Source organism: Roseovarius litorisediminis (genome assembly GCF_900172295.1).
Lineage (GTDB): Bacteria > Pseudomonadota > Alphaproteobacteria > Rhodobacterales > Rhodobacteraceae > Roseovarius > Roseovarius litorisediminis.
The window spans coordinates 14,619-34,629 of record NZ_FWFL01000014.1 but is presented as its reverse complement, the minus strand read 5'-3'; the positions used below and the strand labels follow the sequence as shown (position 1 = coordinate 34,629).

At 58.5% G+C, this 20,011-nt stretch carries 15 protein-coding genes and 1 tRNA gene; 8 read left to right on the top strand and 8 right to left on the bottom strand.

What is annotated here, in order from left to right:
• The first annotated feature begins 73 nt into the window (after positions 1-73).
• Positions 74-985, top strand: coding sequence for a LysR family transcriptional regulator (locus tag PEL8287_RS18560; protein ID WP_085893939.1), 912 nt, complete (start codon positions 74-76; stop codon positions 983-985).
• Positions 986-1,002: 17 nt separating this feature from the next.
• Here PEL8287_RS18560 and PEL8287_RS18555 read toward each other — a convergent pair whose 3' ends face one another.
• Together PEL8287_RS18555 and PEL8287_RS18550 are read right to left on the bottom strand one after the other, a co-directional pair.
• Positions 1,003-2,226, bottom strand: a complete 1,224-nt coding sequence (locus tag PEL8287_RS18555) for an NAD(P)/FAD-dependent oxidoreductase (RefSeq protein WP_085893938.1) — start codon at positions 2,224-2,226, stop codon at positions 1,003-1,005.
• A 281-nt stretch (positions 2,227-2,507) separates the two neighbouring features.
• Positions 2,508-3,815 carry a uroporphyrinogen decarboxylase/cobalamine-independent methonine synthase family protein gene (locus tag PEL8287_RS18550; RefSeq protein WP_085893937.1) on the bottom strand — a complete coding sequence of 436 codons (1,308 nt, stop codon included), beginning with the start codon at positions 3,813-3,815 and terminating at the stop codon, positions 2,508-2,510.
• A gap of 132 nt (positions 3,816-3,947) precedes the next feature.
• Between PEL8287_RS18550 and pdxR the strand changes: the two genes are divergently transcribed.
• The 4 genes from pdxR (at position 3,948) to PEL8287_RS18530 (ending at position 10,887) form a co-directional block, all read left to right on the top strand.
• Positions 3,948-5,438: a MocR-like pyridoxine biosynthesis transcription factor PdxR gene (gene pdxR, locus PEL8287_RS18545; RefSeq protein ID WP_085893936.1), complete on the top strand. Its 1,491-nt coding sequence runs from the start codon at positions 3,948-3,950 to the stop codon at positions 5,436-5,438.
• Between the two features lie 151 nt (positions 5,439-5,589).
• Positions 5,590-6,183, top strand: a complete 594-nt coding sequence (locus PEL8287_RS18540; protein ID WP_085893935.1) for an ImuA family protein — start codon at positions 5,590-5,592, stop codon at positions 6,181-6,183.
• Entirely contained in the window at positions 6,098-7,579 is a 1,482-nt protein-coding gene (locus tag PEL8287_RS18535) for a Y-family DNA polymerase (protein ID WP_085893934.1), read from the top strand. Before PEL8287_RS18540 ends, PEL8287_RS18535 begins: the two co-directional genes overlap by 86 nt.
• Positions 7,576-10,887, top strand: coding sequence for an error-prone DNA polymerase (locus PEL8287_RS18530; RefSeq protein WP_085893933.1), 3,312 nt, complete (start codon positions 7,576-7,578; stop codon positions 10,885-10,887). Before PEL8287_RS18535 ends, PEL8287_RS18530 begins: the two co-directional genes overlap by 4 nt.
• Positions 10,888-11,122: 235 nt before the next feature.
• On the opposite strand, the gene PEL8287_RS18525 is transcribed toward PEL8287_RS18530, so the two are convergent.
• From PEL8287_RS18525 to PEL8287_RS18505, 5 genes are read right to left on the bottom strand one after another with little or no spacing between them, the layout of a single operon-like run.
• Positions 11,123-11,920, bottom strand: coding sequence for an SDR family NAD(P)-dependent oxidoreductase (locus PEL8287_RS18525; RefSeq protein WP_235862339.1), 798 nt, complete (start codon positions 11,918-11,920; stop codon positions 11,123-11,125).
• Positions 11,917-12,735 carry an ABC transporter permease gene (locus tag PEL8287_RS18520; protein ID WP_085893932.1) on the bottom strand — a complete coding sequence of 273 codons (819 nt, stop codon included), beginning with the start codon at positions 12,733-12,735 and terminating at the stop codon, positions 11,917-11,919. Before PEL8287_RS18520 ends, PEL8287_RS18525 begins: the two co-directional genes overlap by 4 nt.
• Before the next feature lie 10 nt (positions 12,736-12,745).
• A complete protein-coding gene (locus PEL8287_RS18515; protein WP_085893931.1) occupies positions 12,746-13,597 on the bottom strand; it encodes an ABC transporter permease in 852 nt (283 codons plus the stop codon).
• Between the two features lie 25 nt (positions 13,598-13,622).
• Positions 13,623-14,783 (bottom strand): ABC transporter substrate-binding protein, encoded by a 1,161-nt coding sequence (locus PEL8287_RS18510; RefSeq protein ID WP_085893930.1) that lies wholly within the window; start codon positions 14,781-14,783, stop codon positions 13,623-13,625.
• A 32-nt stretch (positions 14,784-14,815) separates the two neighbouring features.
• The gene (locus PEL8287_RS18505) at positions 14,816-15,937 is read right to left on the bottom strand and encodes an ABC transporter ATP-binding protein (protein WP_085893929.1); all 1,122 of its coding nucleotides are present in this window, start codon (positions 15,935-15,937) and stop codon (positions 14,816-14,818) included.
• A 121-nt stretch (positions 15,938-16,058) separates the two neighbouring features.
• On the opposite strand from PEL8287_RS18505, the gene PEL8287_RS18500 reads away from it, so the two are divergent.
• Positions 16,059-16,853, top strand: coding sequence for a response regulator transcription factor (locus PEL8287_RS18500; protein WP_085893928.1), 795 nt, complete (start codon positions 16,059-16,061; stop codon positions 16,851-16,853).
• Between the two features lie 160 nt (positions 16,854-17,013).
• Here PEL8287_RS18500 and PEL8287_RS18495 read toward each other — a convergent pair.
• A tRNA-Pro gene (locus PEL8287_RS18495) sits at positions 17,014-17,090 on the bottom strand.
• A gap of 265 nt (positions 17,091-17,355) precedes the next feature.
• On the opposite strand from PEL8287_RS18495, the gene PEL8287_RS18490 reads away from it, so the two are divergent.
• On the top strand, positions 17,356-18,222 hold the full coding sequence (locus tag PEL8287_RS18490) for a GAF domain-containing protein (RefSeq protein WP_085893961.1): 867 nt from the start codon (positions 17,356-17,358) through the stop codon (positions 18,220-18,222).
• A gap of 124 nt (positions 18,223-18,346) precedes the next feature.
• Entirely contained in the window at positions 18,347-19,867 is a 1,521-nt protein-coding gene (gene adh / locus PEL8287_RS18485) for an aldehyde dehydrogenase (RefSeq protein WP_085893927.1), read from the top strand.
• The last annotated feature ends 144 nt before the right edge of the window (positions 19,868-20,011 follow it).

Genomic DNA, 20,011 nt, shown 5'->3' with positions numbered 1-20,011 from the left:
TTTTATTCATGTCCGAGCGGGAATAGTATGATTTTTAGTCATACATCTAGTCGGTATTTGAAAAGGTACTTTTTTGAATAAAATCAGGAACTGGCATTCGATCCCTGAATATCAGGCTTTTCGCGCGCTGATGCAGGCCGGAACAACCACAGGCGCGGCCCGGCAACTGGGCCTGTCACAGTCAGCGGTCAGCCGTTCGATCGCCAATCTTGAAAACAGGGTCGGGAACACACTGTTTGAACGTGAAAGTGGCCGCTTGCGCCCCACCTCCGAGGCCGTGCGCCTGAATCGTCGGCTGGATCCGTTATTTGATGCGCTCAACCGAATTGACGGCCCGACCGATCAGGTGCAGGAAACGCTGCGCCTGATTGCCCCACCCACCTATGCGCATCGGTTTCTGGTGTCGCAGATAAAAGGTTTCCTGACAGCCAACCCGCATTTCTATGTCAGCTTCGAGGTGAATACGTCAGACGAGGTGACCCGCGGCATTCTGGACGATCGGTTTGATCTTGGTGTTGCCGGAGTCGAGCTGTCACGTGCGGGGGTCAAGATGATTCCTTACCGGCTTTCCCAGGCAGTCTGTGCGATGCCGCGTGGCCACGCACTTGCCGCCGCGCAGGAGGTGAGGCCGCAGGATCTGCACGGGCAGGCCATGATCGCGCTGACCCACCGACACGCGCGTCGCAGTCAGTTGGACCGCCTGATGCATGAAGCCCGCGCCGTTCCACATGTCGTGGCCGAGGTTTCGACCTCTTTTGCCGCCGCGGATCTGGCGAAAGAGGGGCTGGGGCTGACCATCATCAATCCCTTTCCGCTGTATCACTACCGGTCCGAGGATCTGATTTTTGTGCCTTTCGCTTCACCCATCCGGTATCAAAGCTATTTTGTTGTGTCCGATCATCGGCCTTTGCCCCGCATCGCGCGGGCCTTCATGCGTCACCTTAGACTGAATACGCCGCAGGACCCGTTTTCGCAAAAAGGATAGGGCAGGGGGCTGATGGCTTAGATGATCGCTTTTTCGACAAGCGGGGCGTTGCGTAGAATCCGGTCGTAATGGAAAGGTGTCAGATCAAGGCTGCGATATTCTCCGTAGGTCAGCCATTCGGCCGTTCCGCGCCCCATCGCCGGGGCCTGCTGCAGTCCGTGGCCGGAAAAGCCATTGAGAAAAATAAAATTCTCAATCGTGTCATGTGGCCCAATGATGGCGTTGTGATCGAAGGTGTTATAGGCATAGTGCCCCGTCCACTCGCGCATCACCTTGATGGCCTCGAACTGGGGAATGCGGGTCGCGATCGCTGGCCAGACATGATTTTCCCACAATGACAGATCCATGTTGAAATCATCATAGTCTACCGCCGGATCAACCTCTGAGTGGCCACCTGCCATATAGGTCGTTTTGCCATCCTGCCGCATGTGCACACCCGACGGATCAACTGTCAGTGGCAGCTCGCGGTCCAGTGGTTTTTCTGCGCTGAAAACCCAAGTGTAGCGCTTGCGCGGTTCCACCGGGATATCAATGCCAGCCATCCGGCTGGTGCGGGCTGCGCGGGGGCCGGAACAATTGACAACCTGCCCGCAGGAAATCACCTCGCCCGAGGCCAGCGTGACCGTTTCCACACGGGTGCCCGCAGCATTTTTGGCCATGGTCACAACCTCGTTTGCAACATATTCCACGCCGCGTTCTCTGGATTGTCTGCGCCACCAATCGAATACCGCAATTGAATCCCAATAACCTTCGTCGACGGTATTGAGGCTGCCCAGAACCACGTCATCCACGTTGTAAAACGGGTAGGCCTCTTTGATCTGCTCGGGTGACAAAAGCCTTGTACCAGCGCCTGCGGCGTGCTGCACCTTTTGGTTGTCGCGCAGGATGTCGGCAAAGGCGTCATTGTCCGCCAGATACAAATAGCCGTAATTCTGGATTCTCAGTTGAGGCACCCTGGGGTCATTGCCCATATGGCGTGGTAAATTGTTGATGAAATCCGCCCCAAACTGCGAAATCCGCACGTTGATTTCCGTCGAAAACTGCTGACGGATGCATGAATTGCTATGCGCGGTCGAGCAAAACTCGTAACTCGGGTCCCGTTCGACAACAAGAACCGAGCCATCAAAATCCGGGGTGTCTGTTAAAAACCAGGCGGTAGAGGCCCCCATCATGGCCCCCCCGACAATGACAACATCATACCTGTCTTTGGTAGGGGGCTGCTGTTTCAAAAGTGGGTTCATGCAGCAGTCATTCCTTTGAAGGTAAAGCCTATATGGCCGTTTGATTGTCCGATTCTCCAGACGTGCTGGGGCGCGAAAATCTTTTTTCACGCACGAAAATAAATTCCACTCCAGTCAGGCTGGGTCAACAGGCAATTCCAACAGCATGATAGACGTTGCGATTTGCCTGATCTCTGATGTCCGGGATTGCCGTGCGATCCTGATGATCAGTGCCGAAAGAGCGGCAGGCGGGCATTTAAACGGCAACCCAAGCCCACTGCCCATTTCCAGGGGACCGGCTTTCACTTTTGCCGTTCAAATGGTGGGCAATTGTAGACTTCATCCAGAATGGTTTCGACCAGCTCGAATTGCGATTGCCCGTTGACGTCCTCAAAATAGATATGGCTGGGCCAAGGGGCGCCGACATGATTGTCCTCGGGCAGATCAATGGTGTCACAAACGCGTTTTATGGCTTCAACAAAAGAGCGGGCCTGCGCGCGGATTTCTGCCTTTGCGGCCTTCAGATCCTCGATGCTGTTCCGGTCGATCTGAGGGGAGCCGATGCCCGAGGTCAGGGGCAGATTCCGCTGTATGGCCTGGTCTTCGTAGAATGCGATATCCACCTTGTCCGCCTCCAGCCGCATGATGAACACCGGATTGACGCTGACTTTGGCCTCAGTCAGTTCCAGCAGGCTGCCCCGGTCTACATTTGCCCCTTCGGGAATTTTGCGCCGCGACGCTCGCCCCTTTCTTTTGACTTCAGAAACGAAATCACCACGATAATTGTTGTCAAACACGCGGTCGGCATAGGGTTTGTCGCGCAGCATGTGCCGGATTGATCGGATCGACATGGATTTGCAGTTTTCTGGCCCGATGAAGAAAGGAGAACCCGAGGCGTCCGACAATTCCACCCAGCCGTTCGGGAAGGTCTCCATGTGATGATCCATCCAGGGCCCAAGCACTTTGTCGCCCAGATGATCCAGCAAGGCATTCACATTGTCCGGGTCGTTTACCACGTCCGCCAGCAGCGGTTCCTGCCCGTAGATATCAGCGGCAAGGCTGTAGGGGGCCGAAATCTGCAACATCGGTGGCATGCCTGTCAGCTCTTCGGTGACCCGCAAAATGCCATCAATGGCCTTGGGTACACCAACGGTAAAATCCGGTGTTTCAAGCAGATGCCAGTTGTCGCGGTTGATCAGAACCGTATCCGGATCGGCGCCGGGTGGGAACTTGTCCGGATACATCATTTTCTGGCCCAGCGGTTCGCAGGTGAAGGCATAAAGCGCCCAGGTCATGTAGAATTTATGCACGCCCAGCAAACGGCTGACGGCCAGATTGGCCCGGACATAGCGGTATGGATCGGTGTTGTAATAGTCCCATGATTCAACGCCATAGAGGTCATTGAGAACCGCAAGCCCCAGCATATGAACCGAAGCGGTTGAATTTACCCTGTCGGGAGGGGCCAGCACCTTGAAGTTCTCGTCAAACTCTCCGGCAAGGGCTGCGTCAAGAATATCAGTCATTTCCTGCCTTGCACCAACATCGCCATTCTGCCAGCGCGTCAGCAGGTGTAATCCCACGGGATGGGCGTAATTTTCTATCTTGATCATGTTCCGATACCTTGCCTTTCAGCCCCTCACAGCCCCATGTCAGAGACGCCTTTCGGGTTATTTGCTATCGAAAATTGGATTTATTAAATATATCCATTATTGCATAATCTATAAGCCCATTTGGAGGACGCCGTGCCAAAATCCCCGGGAGGAGCATTGCTGCATGGGTTTGATATCGAACGGGGATCGTCCGTTCCGATCTATCGGCAGCTGGATGCGGCGCTGCGGCGGCTGATCCTGGATGGTACGCTTGAGCCGGGTCAGAAACTGCCGTCGACGCGTGAACTGGCCCTTGAGCTCTGTTTGTCCCGTATCACGGTAAAATCCGTCTACGAACAACTGGTCGCCGAAGGGTATGCGCAGGCCAGAACAGGGGCGGGAACGTTCATTTCTGAAGGGCTGGATTTTGAAACCTTCCCAAAATTCCGACGCCCTCGCTCGAAAGCAAATCCTCCGGCGATAGAGATATCAGATCGCGCAATGGCAATCATGTCCTCCAAGGCCAGCGTTCGGCATGGCAAGATTGCCCCGTTTCGCCCTGGTGTGCCCGCGCTGGACAAGTTCCCGGTCAATATCTGGAACAAATATCTGTCCGACGCGATGGTTTGTGACGCCCGTCGCAACCTCAGCTATGGGCAGGTGAACGGCAGCACGGCCCTTCGGACGTCGATTGCCAAACACCTGACCGATGCCCGGGGTATGCAAGCGGACCCCGATCAGATCATCATTACGTCGGGCGCGCAGCAGGCCTTTGTTCTGATCGCGTTTGTGCTGCTGAACAAGGGCGATACGGTCTGGTATGAAAATCCGGGTCATATTGCCGGGCGCGATGTCATGCAGATCATGGGGGCCAATGTCACGCCTGTGCCAATCGACAGCGAAGGGATGGATCTTGCTTATGCTGCAAAGGTGAACCCAAAGCCCACGCTGATTTTCGTAACGCCGTCGCATCAGCAACCCCTGGGAACGACAATGAGTCTCGTCCGGCGGCTGGCGTTGCTCAACCACGCGCATCAGAACGACGCCTGGATCATTGAAGACGATTACGACAGCGAATTCAGATATCGCGGACGCCCCTTGCCGGCGCTAAGTGCGTTAGACAGCGAACGTCGGGTTTTCTATGTGGGGACGTTTTCGAAATCAATGTTTGCCGCCATCCGGCTTGGTTATATCGTGGTGCCGCCGGGGCTGGTCGAAACCTTTGCAAAAGCCCGTAATCTGCTTGGTCAAAGCTCGTCTGCGGTTGCCGAACAGGCCTTGTCACGTTTTATGGATGATGGCCGGTTTGTTGAGCATATCCGGAAAATGCGCCGCATCTACCGGGAACGTCGGGATATCCTTTTTGACTGTCTGATTAACGATTGTCCCGATGTGCTTGAACCGCAGGCGACGGATGCCGGCATGCACATGCTGGCCTGGCTGAAGAATGGCGTGGACGATCAGGTGGCACATCATGCGCTGCTTGAGGCCGGGATCGAATCGCTGCCGCTGGCTGTGTATTGTCAGAAGCCGTTAAGCCGCTCAGGTCTCGTTCTGGGATTCTCTGCCGCGCCCGAAAATCGCATACCCAAACTGGTCAGGCGTATGGCAGAAGCGCTGCGGGTGTTACCGCGGCCCGAATAATCGTTGGAACAGACGGTCAGGATCATAAGGTCATCGCCGTCTTGTCGACTTTTTTGGCGCTCAGGGCCTTGCAGGACATTCTGCGCGAAAAGAGTGTGCGAAATCTCTGGCGCAGTTTGAAACGCGGCATAATCACTATATTGTAAAACCTATGCAGTCTGATCTCTCCACCAGTTTTCCCCTGAGAAGGGCCCGCGTTCACGAAGTCTGTGGCTCCGGGGCCATGGGGTTTGCGGCGGTCTGTGTGGCTCAGATGCAGGGCGATGTGCTCTGGATACGCGAGGTCTGGCGGCCCGAGGCTCTCAATCCCGTCGGGTTGAACGCTTTCTTTGATCCCGCAAGGATGCTGGTTGCTCAGGTCAAGGACCAGACCGAAGGCCTTGCTGTCGCCGAAGAGGCCCTGCGGGATGGCGCCCTGCCGCTGGTGGTGGTCGAATTAAGCCAACCGCTTGACCTGACAAAAGGGCGGCGGCTTCAGCTGGCGGCAAAGATCGGGAAATCTACCGGGCTTTGTCTCATTCCCGAAGGCATGGGCAGCAATGCCGCCGAAACCCGCTGGCAATGTACCCCGTTTTTTAATCCGGCATTTGATCCTGCCGACTCGACTCTGCAGCGCTGGGAAATTATAAAGAACAAATCGGGAACATTGAGGGCCTGGCATGTTCGATGGGATGCAGCGTCGCGTCGTCTCCATGTGGTTTCCCCGGCTGGCAAGCGACCGGGTTCTCAGGACGCGCCTGATTGAGGGGCCGTTCGCCCTGACCCTGCAGGAAAACAACGCCAACCGCCTGTATTGCCTGAACATGCAGGCCGAAAAACAGGGGCTGCACCGGGGCATGTCCTATTCCGATGCCCGTGCCTTTTGCCCGGATCTGCAAAGCCGCCCGGCAGATCCGATCGGAGATCAGCAGTTCCTGCATGTGCTGCGCCGCTGGGCTGCGCGCCATTATTGCCCCTGGGTAGGGCTTGAGGGGGGGGATGGGCTGGTGCTGGATATCACCGGTGCGGCGCATCTGTTCGGCGGCGAGGCGGCGATGCTGACTGACATGCGCCAGCGGCTAAGTCGGGCAGGTTTTGCGGCCCGGATCGGGCTGGGGGATACACGCGGCGCGGCCTGGGCGCTGGCGCATTACGGCGAAGGGTATGCCGCGCCGGGGCAGGCGCTGGCTGCGCTGCAGACCTTGCCCGTAGCCGCCCTGCGGCTGGACAATAAAACCACCATTGCCCTGCAGCGGCTGGGGCTGCGTAGTGTTGGCGATCTGGCCGGGGCTGTCCGTGCCCCGTTGGCCCGTCGGTTCGGCCCAGAGGTGCTGATGCGGCTGGATCAGGCCCTTGGCCATCAACCCGAACAGATCGCCCCGCTGGCTGAGCCGCCCCATTACGGGGTGCGGATGACCGTGCCTGATCCGATCGGCCTGTATGATGATGTGATGGCAGGCACCGCACGCCTGCTGGACCAGATATGTGCTAGGCTGAAAGCCCAGGAAACCGGGGCGCGGGTGCTGTGCCTGACCCTGCGCCGGGTCGATCAGGACAGCCAGACAATCGAGCTGCGCCTTGCCCGCCCCTTGCGTGACCCGCGGCGCATCCTGCCGCTTTTTGAACGCGGGGTCCGGGATGTCGATGCCGGGTTCGGCATCGACCAGATGCGGCTTGAGGCCACGCAGGTCGAACCATTGCCAGTGCAACAGGTCAGCCATGTTTCTTCCGGCCGAAAGGATCAGCTGGATGATCTTGTCACCCGCATCGGCACCCGCATCGGGTTGGAGAATATCCAGCGTTTTCTTCCGGCCGACAGCCATATTCCGGAACGCAGTTTTCTGATTGCACCGGCCGCCTATTCTGACCCCGGCGGTCCATGGGTCAGCCTGCGCTCACGCCCTTTGCAGTTGTTTCCGCCTGTCCCTGTTGCGGGCACTGGCCCGCGCCCGCCAAAGCGGTTTCGCTGGCGGCGTATGTCCCTCACAACGGCCCGTGCAACAGGGCCGGAACGGATCGCCCCGGAATGGTGGCTGGTGGATGACAACTGGCGTTCAGGCCTTCGCGATTACTGGCGTGTCGAAACCCGGCAGGGGCGTCGGCTCTGGCTGTTCTATACGCCGCAGAACCCCGGCTGGTTTGTGCAGGGGGAATTTGCATGAGCTATGCCGAACTATGTGTCACCACCAATTTCACCTTCCTGACCGGCGCCTCCCACCCCGAGGAAATGGTGACCCGCGCCGTCGAGCTGGGGCTTGCCGCGATTGCCATCACGGACCGGAACTCGCTGGCCGGGATTGTCCGGGCCTATTCCGCCCTGAAGGAACTGACCCGCGAGGCCGAGGATGCCATTCGCATCCGCTCACAACATCGGACCGACAGTTGCTCACGTCAGGAGGTCGGACAGCCTGAACCGATTGACCGGCCCATCATGCCGCAGCTTCCGAAACTGATCGTAGGGTGCCGTCTGGTGCTGCGCGACAGTTCGGTAGACTGGATAGCCCTGCCCAAAGACCGCACCGCCTATCAGCGTCTGACCCGTCTGCTGACGCTGGGCAAGCGTCGCGCCGGGAAGGGGGAGTGTCATCTTGATCTGAAGGATATGTTCGGTGCCTGTACCGGCATGATCCTGATCGCCTTGCCCCGGAAGGGGCTGCAAACAGCAACCTCGCATATACAGCAGGTTCAGCGGCGCTTTCCCGGTCATGTCTTTCTGGGCGCCGCGCCGCGCTATGATGGCACCGATCAGGCCTATCTTGCGGCCTGTGCCCGACTGGCGCTCAAAACCTCGGCCCCGATGGTTGCCGTCGGGGATGTGCTGATGCACCGGGCCTCGCGCCGCCAACTGGCCGATGTATTGACCTGTATGCGCGAACATATCACGATTGATCAGATCGGCACCCGGGCCCTGCCCAATGCCGAACGTCGTCTGAAAGGCTATGCCGATATGGCGCGCCGGGTCTTTCGCGACCATCCGGCGGCCTTGCGCCGGACGCTCGAGATTGCGGCGCGGTGTTCTTTCTGTCTCAGCGAACTCAGCTACGAATACCCCGTTGAAATTTCCCAGGGGGAAGCCCCGCAAACGCGACTGGAACGATTGGCTCGTCAGGGGGTGAAACGCCGGTATCCAAATGGCGCCCCGGACCGGGTTCATGCCCTTATGGAAAAAGAACTGAAGCTTGTAGCGGAGCTGGGGTTCCCGGCCTATTTTCTGACCGTGCACGATATCGTCCAATACGCCCGCTCTTTGGGTATCCTGTGCCAGGGGCGTGGATCGGCGGCCAATTCGGTACTTTGTTATCTGCTGGGCATCACTGATGTTGGCCCCGATCAGATCACCATGGTCTTTGAACGATTCATGTCGAAATACCGCGGTGAGCCGCCTGATATCGACGTCGATTTCGAACATGAGCGGCGCGAGGAAGTGATCCAGTGGATTTACGATAAATATGGCCGTCACCGGGCGGGCCTCTGTGCCACGGTGATTCATTTTCGGTCCCGCGCCGCGATCCGTGAGGTGGGCAAGGTGATGGGCCTCAGTCAGGACGTGACGGCGGGCCTGTCGGGTCAGATATGGGGGATGTCCAATGGCGGGGCCGATCCGGAACGGATCAGAGAGCTGGGGCTGGACCCGACCGACCGCCGCCTGGCCCAGACGATCCGCCTGATCGGGGAGATCATCGGCTTTCCCAGACATCTGTCACAACATGTCGGCGGGTTCGTGATCACCAAAGGGCGGCTGGATGAGCTGTGTCCCATCGAAAACGCCGCCATGGAGGATCGCACGATCATTGAATGGGACAAGGATGATATTGATACGCTGGGCATTCTGAAGGTCGATGTGCTGTCGCTGGGGATGCTCACCTGCATCCGCAAGGCCTTTGATCTGATGGCGCAGTACGAAGGTAAACCGATGTCCATTGCCACGGTCCCGCAAGAGGATGGGCCGACCTATGACATGCTGCAAAAGGCGGATGCCATCGGGGTGTTTCAGGTCGAAAGCCGGGCGCAGATGAATTTCCTGCCGCGGATGAAACCCAGAACCTTCTATGATCTGGTGATCGAGGTCGCCATCGTCCGACCGGGGCCGATTCAGGGCGGCATGGTGCACCCCTATATCAACCGCCGCCAGGGCAAAGAGGCCGTATCGTTTCCGTCCTGCGCGTTAGAGGCGGTTCTGGGCAAGACCCTTGGCGTGCCATTGTTTCAGGAACAGGCGATGCAGATCGCCGTGGTCGGCGCCGGGTTTTCACCCGAAGAGGCCGATCGCCTGCGCCGTTCTCTGGCTACCTTCCGCAAGATGGGGACCATTGGCACGTTCCGGGATCGCTTTATCACCGGGATGTTGGAGCGCGGATATGCCCCGGAGTTTGCCGATCGTTGCTTTTCGCAGATCGAAGGGTTCGGGGAATACGGCTTTCCCGAAAGCCATGCTGCCGCCTTTGCCATGCTCACCTATGTTTCTTCATGGCTCAAATGCCATCACCCGGCCATTTTCGCCTGTGCGTTGCTCAACTCTCAGCCCATGGGGTTCTATGCCCCGGCCCAGATCGTCCGTGATGTGCGTGAACATGCGATCGAGGTGCGCCCGATCTGCGTGAATGCCAGTGGCTGGGACAACACGCTGGAACGCCGGGCCGACGGGGCACTGGCCCTGCGGCTGGGGTTCCGGCAGATCAAGGGATTCCGTGAAGAAGACGCCGGTTGGATCGTTGCCGCACGCGGCAACGGCTACCGCGACCCCGAGGCACTGTGGCTTCGTGCCGGGGTCGCGCCTTCGGTTCTGGAACGGCTGGCCGAGGCGGACGCGTTCACGGAAATGGGCCTGACCCGCCGCGATGCCCTCTGGCAGGTCCGGGCCATTCGCGGGCAGGCGCCGTTACCGCTTTTCAATGACCCGATTGATGGCGAAAGCATCCATGAACCTCAGGTCGATCTGCCCCCCATGCATCTGGGCGAAGAGGTGGTCGAGGATTATGTCTCGATGCGTCTCAGCCTACGTGCCCACCCGATGGAGTTGTTGCGTCCTTCCATGCCGGATCTGACACCGCATGCAGAACTGCCGGAGGCGCCATTGCAACGTACCTGCGTCTGCGGCCTTGTCATTACCCGCCAGCGTCCCGGTACCGCCTCGGGGGTGATTTTCCTGACGCTGGAAGATGAAACCGGGGTCAGCAATGTGGTTGTCTGGCCCAAAGTCTATGACCGGTTCCGTCGTATCGTCATGGGCGGGCGGCTGTTACGGGTAACGGGCTACCTGCAACGTGAAGGGATCGTGGTGCATCTGATCGCGCAACAGGTCGAGGACATGTCCCCCCGGCTGATCGATCTGGGCCACCCGCTGGATGATGCCATTGGTATCACCCAGCCACAAGCTGACGATGCCCCGCGCCGCGCCCATCAACCCGCCCGTGCCAGACATCCGCGCGAGCAGGCCAAACGGCTGTTTCCCAGCCGGGATTTTCATTAAAGCGTTTCAATCGGGGCCGCGTGTTTTCCGATTGGCGAAACGGGCTGTCTGCTGCCTGAAAAAGACGGCTGCCGGAGCGAAGATCAAAACGTGGCGATTGCCAGGCAAGATATCCACCGCAGTAACGATGGACCAAAGGTTTAAAGGGCCCGCCGCACAGAAGGGCTTGGCGGCTTGTGACCCCGCGACACAAAAGCCTGAGATGCTCGCCCACAAACGCTTCTGATACCTGCGCTCAAAGGCACTCCCCTCCGTCAACAACCAGGGCGTGCCCGGTCATGAAAGAGGACATTTCCGACGCAAGAAACAAGATCGAACCCGCGATTTCGTCTGTCGTTCCCCAGCGGCCCATCGGAATGCTGCTGGAAATATACTCTTCAAGCCCGGCGCGCCCGCCCATCTGTTTTTCAAACCCGGCATTGAACGGTGTGTCGATAAAGCCGGGGCAGAGGGCGTTGAAGCGGATGTTGTCCTTTGCATAGTCAGCGGCCATCTGCCGGGTCATCGCGATCACCGCGTGTTTGGTTGTCGCGTAAGCGATCATTTCACGGTCATATTGTACGCCTGAATTCGACGCTGTGATGATGATGCTGCCCCCACCTTGCGCGCGCATATGACCTACAGTGGCGCGGGCCATGATGAAATGTGACCGCACATTCAGGCGCCATGAAAGGTCCATCCCTTCAATCGGGACCTGCTCCAGATTGCCTTCCACCTGATAGCCCGCATGCGAATGCAGGATGTCCAGCCTGCCAAATTTGCCAACAGTGTCGCCAATACAGGCGCTGGCGGCCTGGTCATCGGTGACATCAAGGCCTGCAGAGGTCGCCTGCAACCCCTCAGCCTGCAAATCAAGGGCGACCTGATCGGCCTTGCGCTGGTCCAGATCGGTAACAATAACCCGCGCCCCGTGACGCGCCATGATTGTAGCGCCAGCGCGTCCGATGCCTGATCCCGCGCCGGTGATCAGCGCAATCTTGCCCTGAAGAAGACCTGTCATATCGGGGTACTCGGATGGGGGTGCATGTGTCATATTGCTTTTCTCTCACCCCGTCGCAGAAGAATTTGGGCCGTCACCAGCAAGATCAGCGAAACGCCCAGAACCATGGTGCCGATGGCATTGATTTCCGGCGTTACACCGCGCCTGATCGACGAGAAGACATAGATTGGCAGGGTGGTCTCCGACCCGGCAACGAAGAAGGCGATGATGAAATCGTCAAAGCTGAACGTGAAACTCAGCAGGAACCCGGCCAGAATGGCAGGAAAGATCATCGGAAGGGTCACTTGCCGGAACGTGCCGAAAGGGGTGGCATAAAGATCAGACGAGGCCTCGACCAAAGCGCGATCCATCCCGGCCAGACGCGCGCGAACGATGATGATCACCAGCGCCATCAGAAACATGGTATGTGCAGCGATCAATGATCCCAACCCCATGCTCAGCTTGGGCGGGGTGCTGTCTTCGGGCCAGAGCACGGCCAGCACCGGGTTCAGTTGGTCAAAAAGCGTTACCAGCCCAATCAGCGTTGCAATGCCGATCACGATTCCAGGGATCATCACCGCCACATAGATCAGCATGTCGAACACCGTCCGAACCGGCCCCTTGATACCCTGAAGGGCCACAGCGGCCATCGTGCCAAAGACGCTGGCCAGCAGGGCCGAGGTAAATGCCACCATCAGGCTGGTTTCCAGCGCGTCCATAACAAACGGGTTGGATAGCGTCTTGCCGTACCATTTGGTCGACAGGCCCTGCAACTGGCTGGCATGCCGCCCGGCGTTGAAGCTGAAAAGCGCTATCACCCCGATGGGAATATACAGAAACAGGTAAACACAGATGGCATACAGTCTCATTGCGCGCGCCTCACATGATCGACACGTCTTCGCGGGTGGCGCCAAGACGATTGATAAGCCGCATATAGACGGTCACGGTGATCAGCATGACGATGACCAGGGTCACCGCCACCGCCGAGCCATAGGCCCAGTTGCGTGATTGCAGAAAGAGATCGACCAGGGCATTACCGACAAAGAATACCTTGCCACCGCCCAGCAGCGCCGGGATCAGAAATTCACCCATCAACAGGATGAAAACCAGCATGCAGCCCGTGGCGATACCGGGTATGGATAGCGGCAGCGTGATCTGCCGGAACGTGTTCCAGCGTGTAGCGCCCAGATCGGACGAGGCCTCGAGCAGGCGTTTGTCCAGCCGGTCAAGGCTGACATAGATCGGGAATACCATCAGCGGCAGATAGCCATAGATGATGCCCACCAGCACCGCAAATGGCGTGTTGATCAGACGGACACCCTCGATCCCGACCCACTCCAGCAGCGCCGGAATGCCGCGCCCTCCCAGAAGGAAAATCCACGCATAGCTGCGGATCAGGATCGAGGTCCAGAATGGCACAATGACCAACACCAGCAGGATGGTTTTCCATTTCGGGCTGGCCTTGACCGCCAGGAAATAGGCCAGCGGATAGGCAATCAGCAGCGACGCCAGCGTGCCAACCGGCGCCAAAGTCAGGGTATTCTTGAAGGCGGTCCAGCGCGCTGGAAGATTGGCATATTGCTCAAAGGTGAAAGCGGGCACAACGCCACCGGCGGGTGCCCGCTCTCCAAAGCTGAAGATAAGCACAACTGTCAGCGGCAGCAGCAGCATCACCAGAAACCATGTTCCGGCGGGTGCCAAAAGCAGCGTTGTGCGCATGCGCCCTGTCATGTTGCTCTTATCCGTTTCCCGGGTTTCAGGCCGATTTGAAACGCGCCATCAACTCGGCACGGTTCGGGTCGGTCAAGGTGACAGCCGCGCCAAATTCCAGGGCGTCCAGCAATTCCGCCGCCGGATAAAGGATCGGATCATTCAAAAGCGCCTCGGGCAGCAACGCATTGGTATGGGCGTCGGCGGACGGATAGCCGTGGGCCAGTACTTCCTTGGCGTTCACCTGAGGGTCCAGCATGAAGTTGATCAGCGCATAGGCCGCATCCATATGTGGGGCGCCTTTTGGGATGGCGTAATAGTCGCTCCACAGTTCGCCCCCTTCGACACCAAGAACATAGTCAATCTCGGGGATGTCCGTGTTCAACTGTTTGCCGTCGCCTGTCCAGCACATGGTCATCCAGGCATCGCCATTGCGCATTGCCGGCTGATAGTCTGACGAGATTGCAAACAGGTGTGGTTTTACATCAATCAGCAGTTTTTCAGCCTTGGCCAGTTCATCCTCGGCGACCGAGTTGAAAGAATAGCCGAAATATTTCAGCGCATTGCCGATGGTGGTCAACTGGTAATCATGCACCATCGTACGGCCAGAAAAGCTGTCCATGGTCATGTCGAAAAAGTCTTTCCACGAGGTCATCTTGTAACCACCGGTATGGCTGGTGTTCACCGCATAGCCCGTTGTGCCCCAGTTCTTGGGCACCGCATAAAGCTTGCCATCAACCGATCCGGCCTCGGCATAACGCGGATCAAAGGCTGCGGGATCGTAATTTGGCAGACGCGTGGTATCCAGCGGCTCGATCAGGTCTTCGCTGACATAGGTGGTGATGGTGTAATTGGTCGGCACATAGACATCCCAGCCGCTGCCACCGGCCTGCAACTTGGCCAGCATTTCCTCGTTTGAACCAAAAACATTGACCTGCACATGCGCACCGGTTGCTTCGGTGAAAGCTTCGAAATTTTCCGGGTCATGATAATTCGGCCATGTCGCCAGAATGACGCGGTCGCCAATATCGCCAGCGGCAAAGGCCGGTTTTGCGCGCAGGCCGGGCACCGCCGCCCCCATCACGACCGAGGCCGCGCCCAACCCGGTGACGTTCAGAAAATGGCGCCGGGTTACAGATCCCTTTTGATAGCGCCGAAACTCTTCCATGAACTTTTTCTTCGAAATATGGTCGATGTCATTGGTCATTGGTCTTCTCCCTTTTTAGTGCGGTTTCATACCTAGTTACGATCAAGCACGAGCGCCGAATTGGCCTCCCAGTTCACAAACAGCTTATCGCCCGCTTCAAACGGGCCGTCGTTCAATTCCGATTGCCTTGGCGACAGCACCAGAAATTCGCCAAGCGTCTCACTTGCCACCAGATATTCGGTGTGTTCGCCCAGAAAAATTCGGTTGCGCACTTCGACCGCAACGCCGTCTGCTTTGCGGGTCAGCTTCATCTGCTCGGGGCGCACGCTGATACACACGTTCTGATCCCTGGACAGGGTGCCGGTTGGCGTCCCTTCAACGACACGGCCATCGGCCAGCCGAACCGAGACAAGTGCACCGTTTTGCCCGATGATTTCACCGTCAAAGAAGTTGGACGACCCGACAAACCCCGCCACATAACGCGAGTTTGGCCGGTCATACAGGTCTTGCGGTGCGCCGATCTGAACGATCCGGCCCGCGCGCATGATGCAGATACGGTCGCTCATTGACAGCGCCTCTTCCTGATCATGCGTCACCAGAACGAAAGTGATCCCCAGTTTGCGTTGCAGGTTCTGCAACTCGATCTGCATTTCTTTACGCAGCTTGCGGTCCAGTGCGGCCATCGGCTCGTCCAGCAGCAACAGCTTTGGCTCATTGACGATGGCGCGTGCAAGCGCCACGCGCTGCTGCTGGCCGCCCGACATCTCCCAGATGCGGCGGTCTTCGAAATCGCTCAGGCGCACGACGTCCAGCGCCTTGCCGACCTTTTCCGCAATGGTTGCCTTGGCAAGGCGGGGCCTCTGTTGGCGCAGTCCGTACCCGATATTCTGGGCAACCGTCATATGTGGAAATAGCGCGTAGTGCTGGAATACCATGTTGACCGGCCGGCGGTGGGCCTCAAGGCTGTTGACCACCTCGCCGTCCAACAGAACCTCGCCCTCGCTCGGGGCCTCGAAACCAGCCAGAATTCTCAGGGCGGTCGTCTTTCCGCAGCCTGACGGCCCAAGGAAAGACAGAAACTCACCCTCGCCTATGGAAAGATTCAGATCGCGTGCAGCAACGACGTCGCCGAACCGTTTTGATACGTTCCGAAGCTCGGCAATTACCGTTTTGCCAACTGCAGCCTCGCCCGTGCGATATCCCCCAACGTTCATTTGTTGCTATCTTTTTCCCTTTTATGAAATACCATCCATATTGGGAAAACTGTAGGAAAAACCGGTTTCGTTGTATATACCACGTTTTTGGTAGATCAATTTTGGTGCCGGGGGGGGCGTGATGAAAAGCTGGCAGACAGCAACCGGAGCGCTGATTGACGCGATCGGGACCGATCGATTTGCCCGCGAACTTTCCAACACTCTCAGGGCAATAACGCCGTTCGACTACACCGTGGTTTTCGGATATCTTGATACCGCCCGCCCGATGGATCTGTTTGATGACTTTCCAAAGCGCAAGCGCCGGATTTTTGTCGAGGATTATCAGGAGGGCCCCTACCTTCTGGACCCGTTTTATCTGGCCAGCGAGAATCGTGTGGAACCGGGCCTTTACCGAATCCGCGACCTGGCCCCGGACCGCTTTTTTCAGGGTGAATATTACCGCAGCTATTATGCCAGAACCGGACTTACGGAAGAAATCGGTTATTTTATCCCGATCCCGGGCGGTGCGACGGTGGTCGTTTCTCTGATGCGTGCAAACAAGGCGTTTACAGCAAAAGAATTTCGTCAACTTGGCGAATTCTGGCCAATTGTCTGCGCTGTTGGCCAGCGCCACTGGCATGATCTTTCCACTGTCTTCAGCGCTGAAGGCACAAAACCCGTTGATGCCAGCCTGAACGATAGCGTGGAACTTGCCTTTACCCGCATCGGCGGTGGCATTCTGACCCCAAGAGAGCGGCAGGTTGTCGAGTTCACCCTGAAAGGCCACTCTGCCGATGCGGTGGGCCGCATTCTTGAGATTTCTCCGGGCACCGTGCGGATACACCGGCGAAATGTATATTCAAAACTGCAAATTCGATCTCAGGGCGAATTGTTTTCAAGATTTATCAAGACTTTGGTGGCAGGGCCCGACAACTGAGACCCCATGATTTTTTCACAAGCGCCCTGAAGGCCCCGCAGTCTAATCTGTGAAGCAAAGCAGCGGGCAGTATGCCACGTCTGGTCAGACGTCTATCTCTGCCTCACGCGCCTCGTGGCAAAGAGCAACGTTTGTGGTGTGGGTATGTAACAGGAAATTCTGGTCGGGCTGAGAGGATTCGAACCTCCGACCCCCTGCTCCCGAAGCAGGTGCGCTACCAGGCTGCGCTACAGCCCGACCGTGAGAAAGGCGATTATACGCGGTGGCGTGGCTTTGCAAGCGGGTTTTGGATGGTAAACTGGTCCTAAAGTGTCATTGACAGGCTATGGTGCGTGCAGGGTATTCTTCGCGTGTCGCAAAACAGATCGCGCGCCCCATCGCGTTTCGAAAGGAAATGACCATCGCCCCAAATCATCGCCACCATGTCGACAAGGTACTGGAAGAGTCGCAATCGGCCTCGGCGCCGGCCCGTTCGCGTATAGCGGCGTCGTGGCGCCGTTCGATGGTCAAGCACGGGCTTGACCCGGCCGAGCGCCGCGCGCCCGAGAGGGTGGATGCCCGTGATCTGGCCACGCGCCGCGCCGGGATGGAACAGTTCCTTCAGGTGGCCGCGCCCAAGCTTGATCAGCTTTTCGGCCTGTTGGGGCAATCGGGCTGTGCGGTGCTGCTGACCGATGCGCAGGGCGTGGTGCTGGATCAGCGCTGTGGCGAAGGCGACGCTGATATTTTCCAAAGCTGGGGCCTGTGGCAGGGCGCGGTTTGGTCCGAGGCGGCAGAGGGCACCAACGGCATCGGCACCTGCATCGCCGAGGATCGCCGGGTGATCATCCACCGTGACGAACATTTTCTGGCCCGCAACACCGCCATGAGCTGTATGGATGCACCGATCTATGGCGCCGATGGTCAGATCGTGGCGGCGCTTGACGTATCTTCGGCCCGCTCGGACCAGACCGAGGGCTTCAACCGGCTGATTGCCGCAACTGTGGCCCAGACCGCGCGCCAGATCGAGGCGGATAATTTCCGCGCCGCCTTTCCGCGCGCACGGATCGTCTTTGCCGATCACGACGATTCCGAGGTGGCGATGCTTTTGGCGGTGGATGCCGATGACATTGTAATCGGTGCCACGCGCGGCGCACGCAAGGCATTCGGGCTTGGGGCGACCGGGCCGATCACCGCCGTGCCCGCCTCTGATATCTTTGGCCGCGAGGATGGCCCGCGCGGGTTTGAACGCGCCGAACGCGCGGCTGTGATTCGCGCCCTTGCGCGGGCGGGCGGCAATGTCTCTGCGGCGGCACGCGCGCTCGGCATCGGGCGCGCGACGCTCTATCGCCGCATGAAACGGCTTGGCCTGAGCGAAAACACCGCCTGACCTGTCTCAGCCCTGAGACAGGTGCGCCGGGTCGTCCCCGGTGCCTGGGCTGACAGGGCACCCTCCAAAGCGCAGGTTTGCGGCATTCCCGGCGGAGGACCGGGTGCAACCGGAGGAAACCACCATGAATGAAATGACCCAAGTGGCCGGGCAACATGCCTCGCCGTTCAAGACCCGTTATGACAACTTCATCGGGGGCACATTCGTACCCCCCGTCAACGGGCGCTATTTTGACAATATCACGCCGATCAGCGGCGAAACCGTCTGTTCTGTTGCGCGCTCTGATGCGATGGATGTCGAACTGGCGCTTGACGCCGCGCATGGCGCCCGCGAGGCCTGGGGGCGCACATCCGCGACCGAGCGCTCGAACACCCTGCTCAAGATCGCCGATGTGCTTGAGTCCAATCTTGAACTGCTGGCGCAGGCCGAGACCTGGGACAACGGCAAGCCGATCCGAGAGACGCGCGCCGCCGATATCCCGCTGGCGGTGGATCACTTCCGCTATTTCGCCGGCGTTTTGCGCGGGCAAGAGGGCAGCATGTCCGAGATCGACAATGACACGGTCGCCTATCATTTCCACGAACCGCTTGGCGTGGTTGGCCAGATCATCCCATGGAACTTTTCGATCCTGATGGCGGCATGGAAGCTTGCCCCGGCCCTGGCGGCTGGCAATTGCATCGTGATGAAACCGGCCGAACAGACGCCTGCCGCGATCATGGTCCTGGCCGAGCTGATTGCTGATTTGCTGCCTGCGGGCGTGTTGAACATCGTCAACGGCATGGGCGCCGAGGTTGGCGCGCCGCTTGCCAAATCGTCGCGCATCGCCAAGATCGCCTTTACCGGATCAACCGCAACCGGCCGCAAGATCATGCAGGCGGCGACCGAAAACCTGATCCCGGTCACGCTTGAACTGGGCGGTAAAAGCCCGAACATCTTTTTCTCGGACGTGATGGCCAAGGATGACGCGTTTCTGGACAAGGCGATCGAGGGTTTTGTGCTCTTTGCCTTCAATCAGGGCGAGGTGTGCACCTGTCCCAGCCGCGCGTTGATCCAGGAGGACATCTATGAGGCCTTCATCGAGCGCTGCATCGAGCGGGTGAAGGCGATCAAACAGGGCGACCCGCGCGACCCCGAAACCATGGTCGGCGCACAGGCGAGTGCCGAACAGCAGGACAAGATCATGTCCTATCTGACCATCGGCGTCGAAGAGGGGGCCGAGGTGCTTGTGGGCGGCGATGCGGCGCGCTTTAACGGCGATCTGGCGGGCGGATACTACGTTCAGCCGACGATCCTGAAGGGGCACAACAAGATGCGCGTCTTCCAGGAGGAAATCTTTGGCCCGGTCGTATCGGTCACCACCTTCAAGGATGAGGCCGAGGCGCTCGCGATTGCCAATGACACGATGTACGGCCTTGGTGCCGGTGTCTGGAGCCGCGATGCCAATACTTGCTACCGCTTTGGTCGCGCGGTCGAGGCGGGGCGTGTCTGGGTCAACAACTATCACGCCTATCCGGCGCATGCGGCCTTTGGCGGTTACAAACAGTCGGGCATCGGGCGCGAGAACCACAAGATGATGCTGGACCACTATCAGCAGACCAAGAACATGCTGGTCAGCTATAACCCCAACAAGCTTGGGTTCTTCTAGGCTTGCAGGGCTCTGGCGCCACCCGGACTCAAGCCGCAGGCGCCGGGTGATTGTCGGCCCGCCCGGCTTGCGTTGATGGCCCCCTAAAATGAAAAAGGCCCGCACAATTGGCGGGCCTTCCTTTCGTCTTAAGAGTCGTAATGC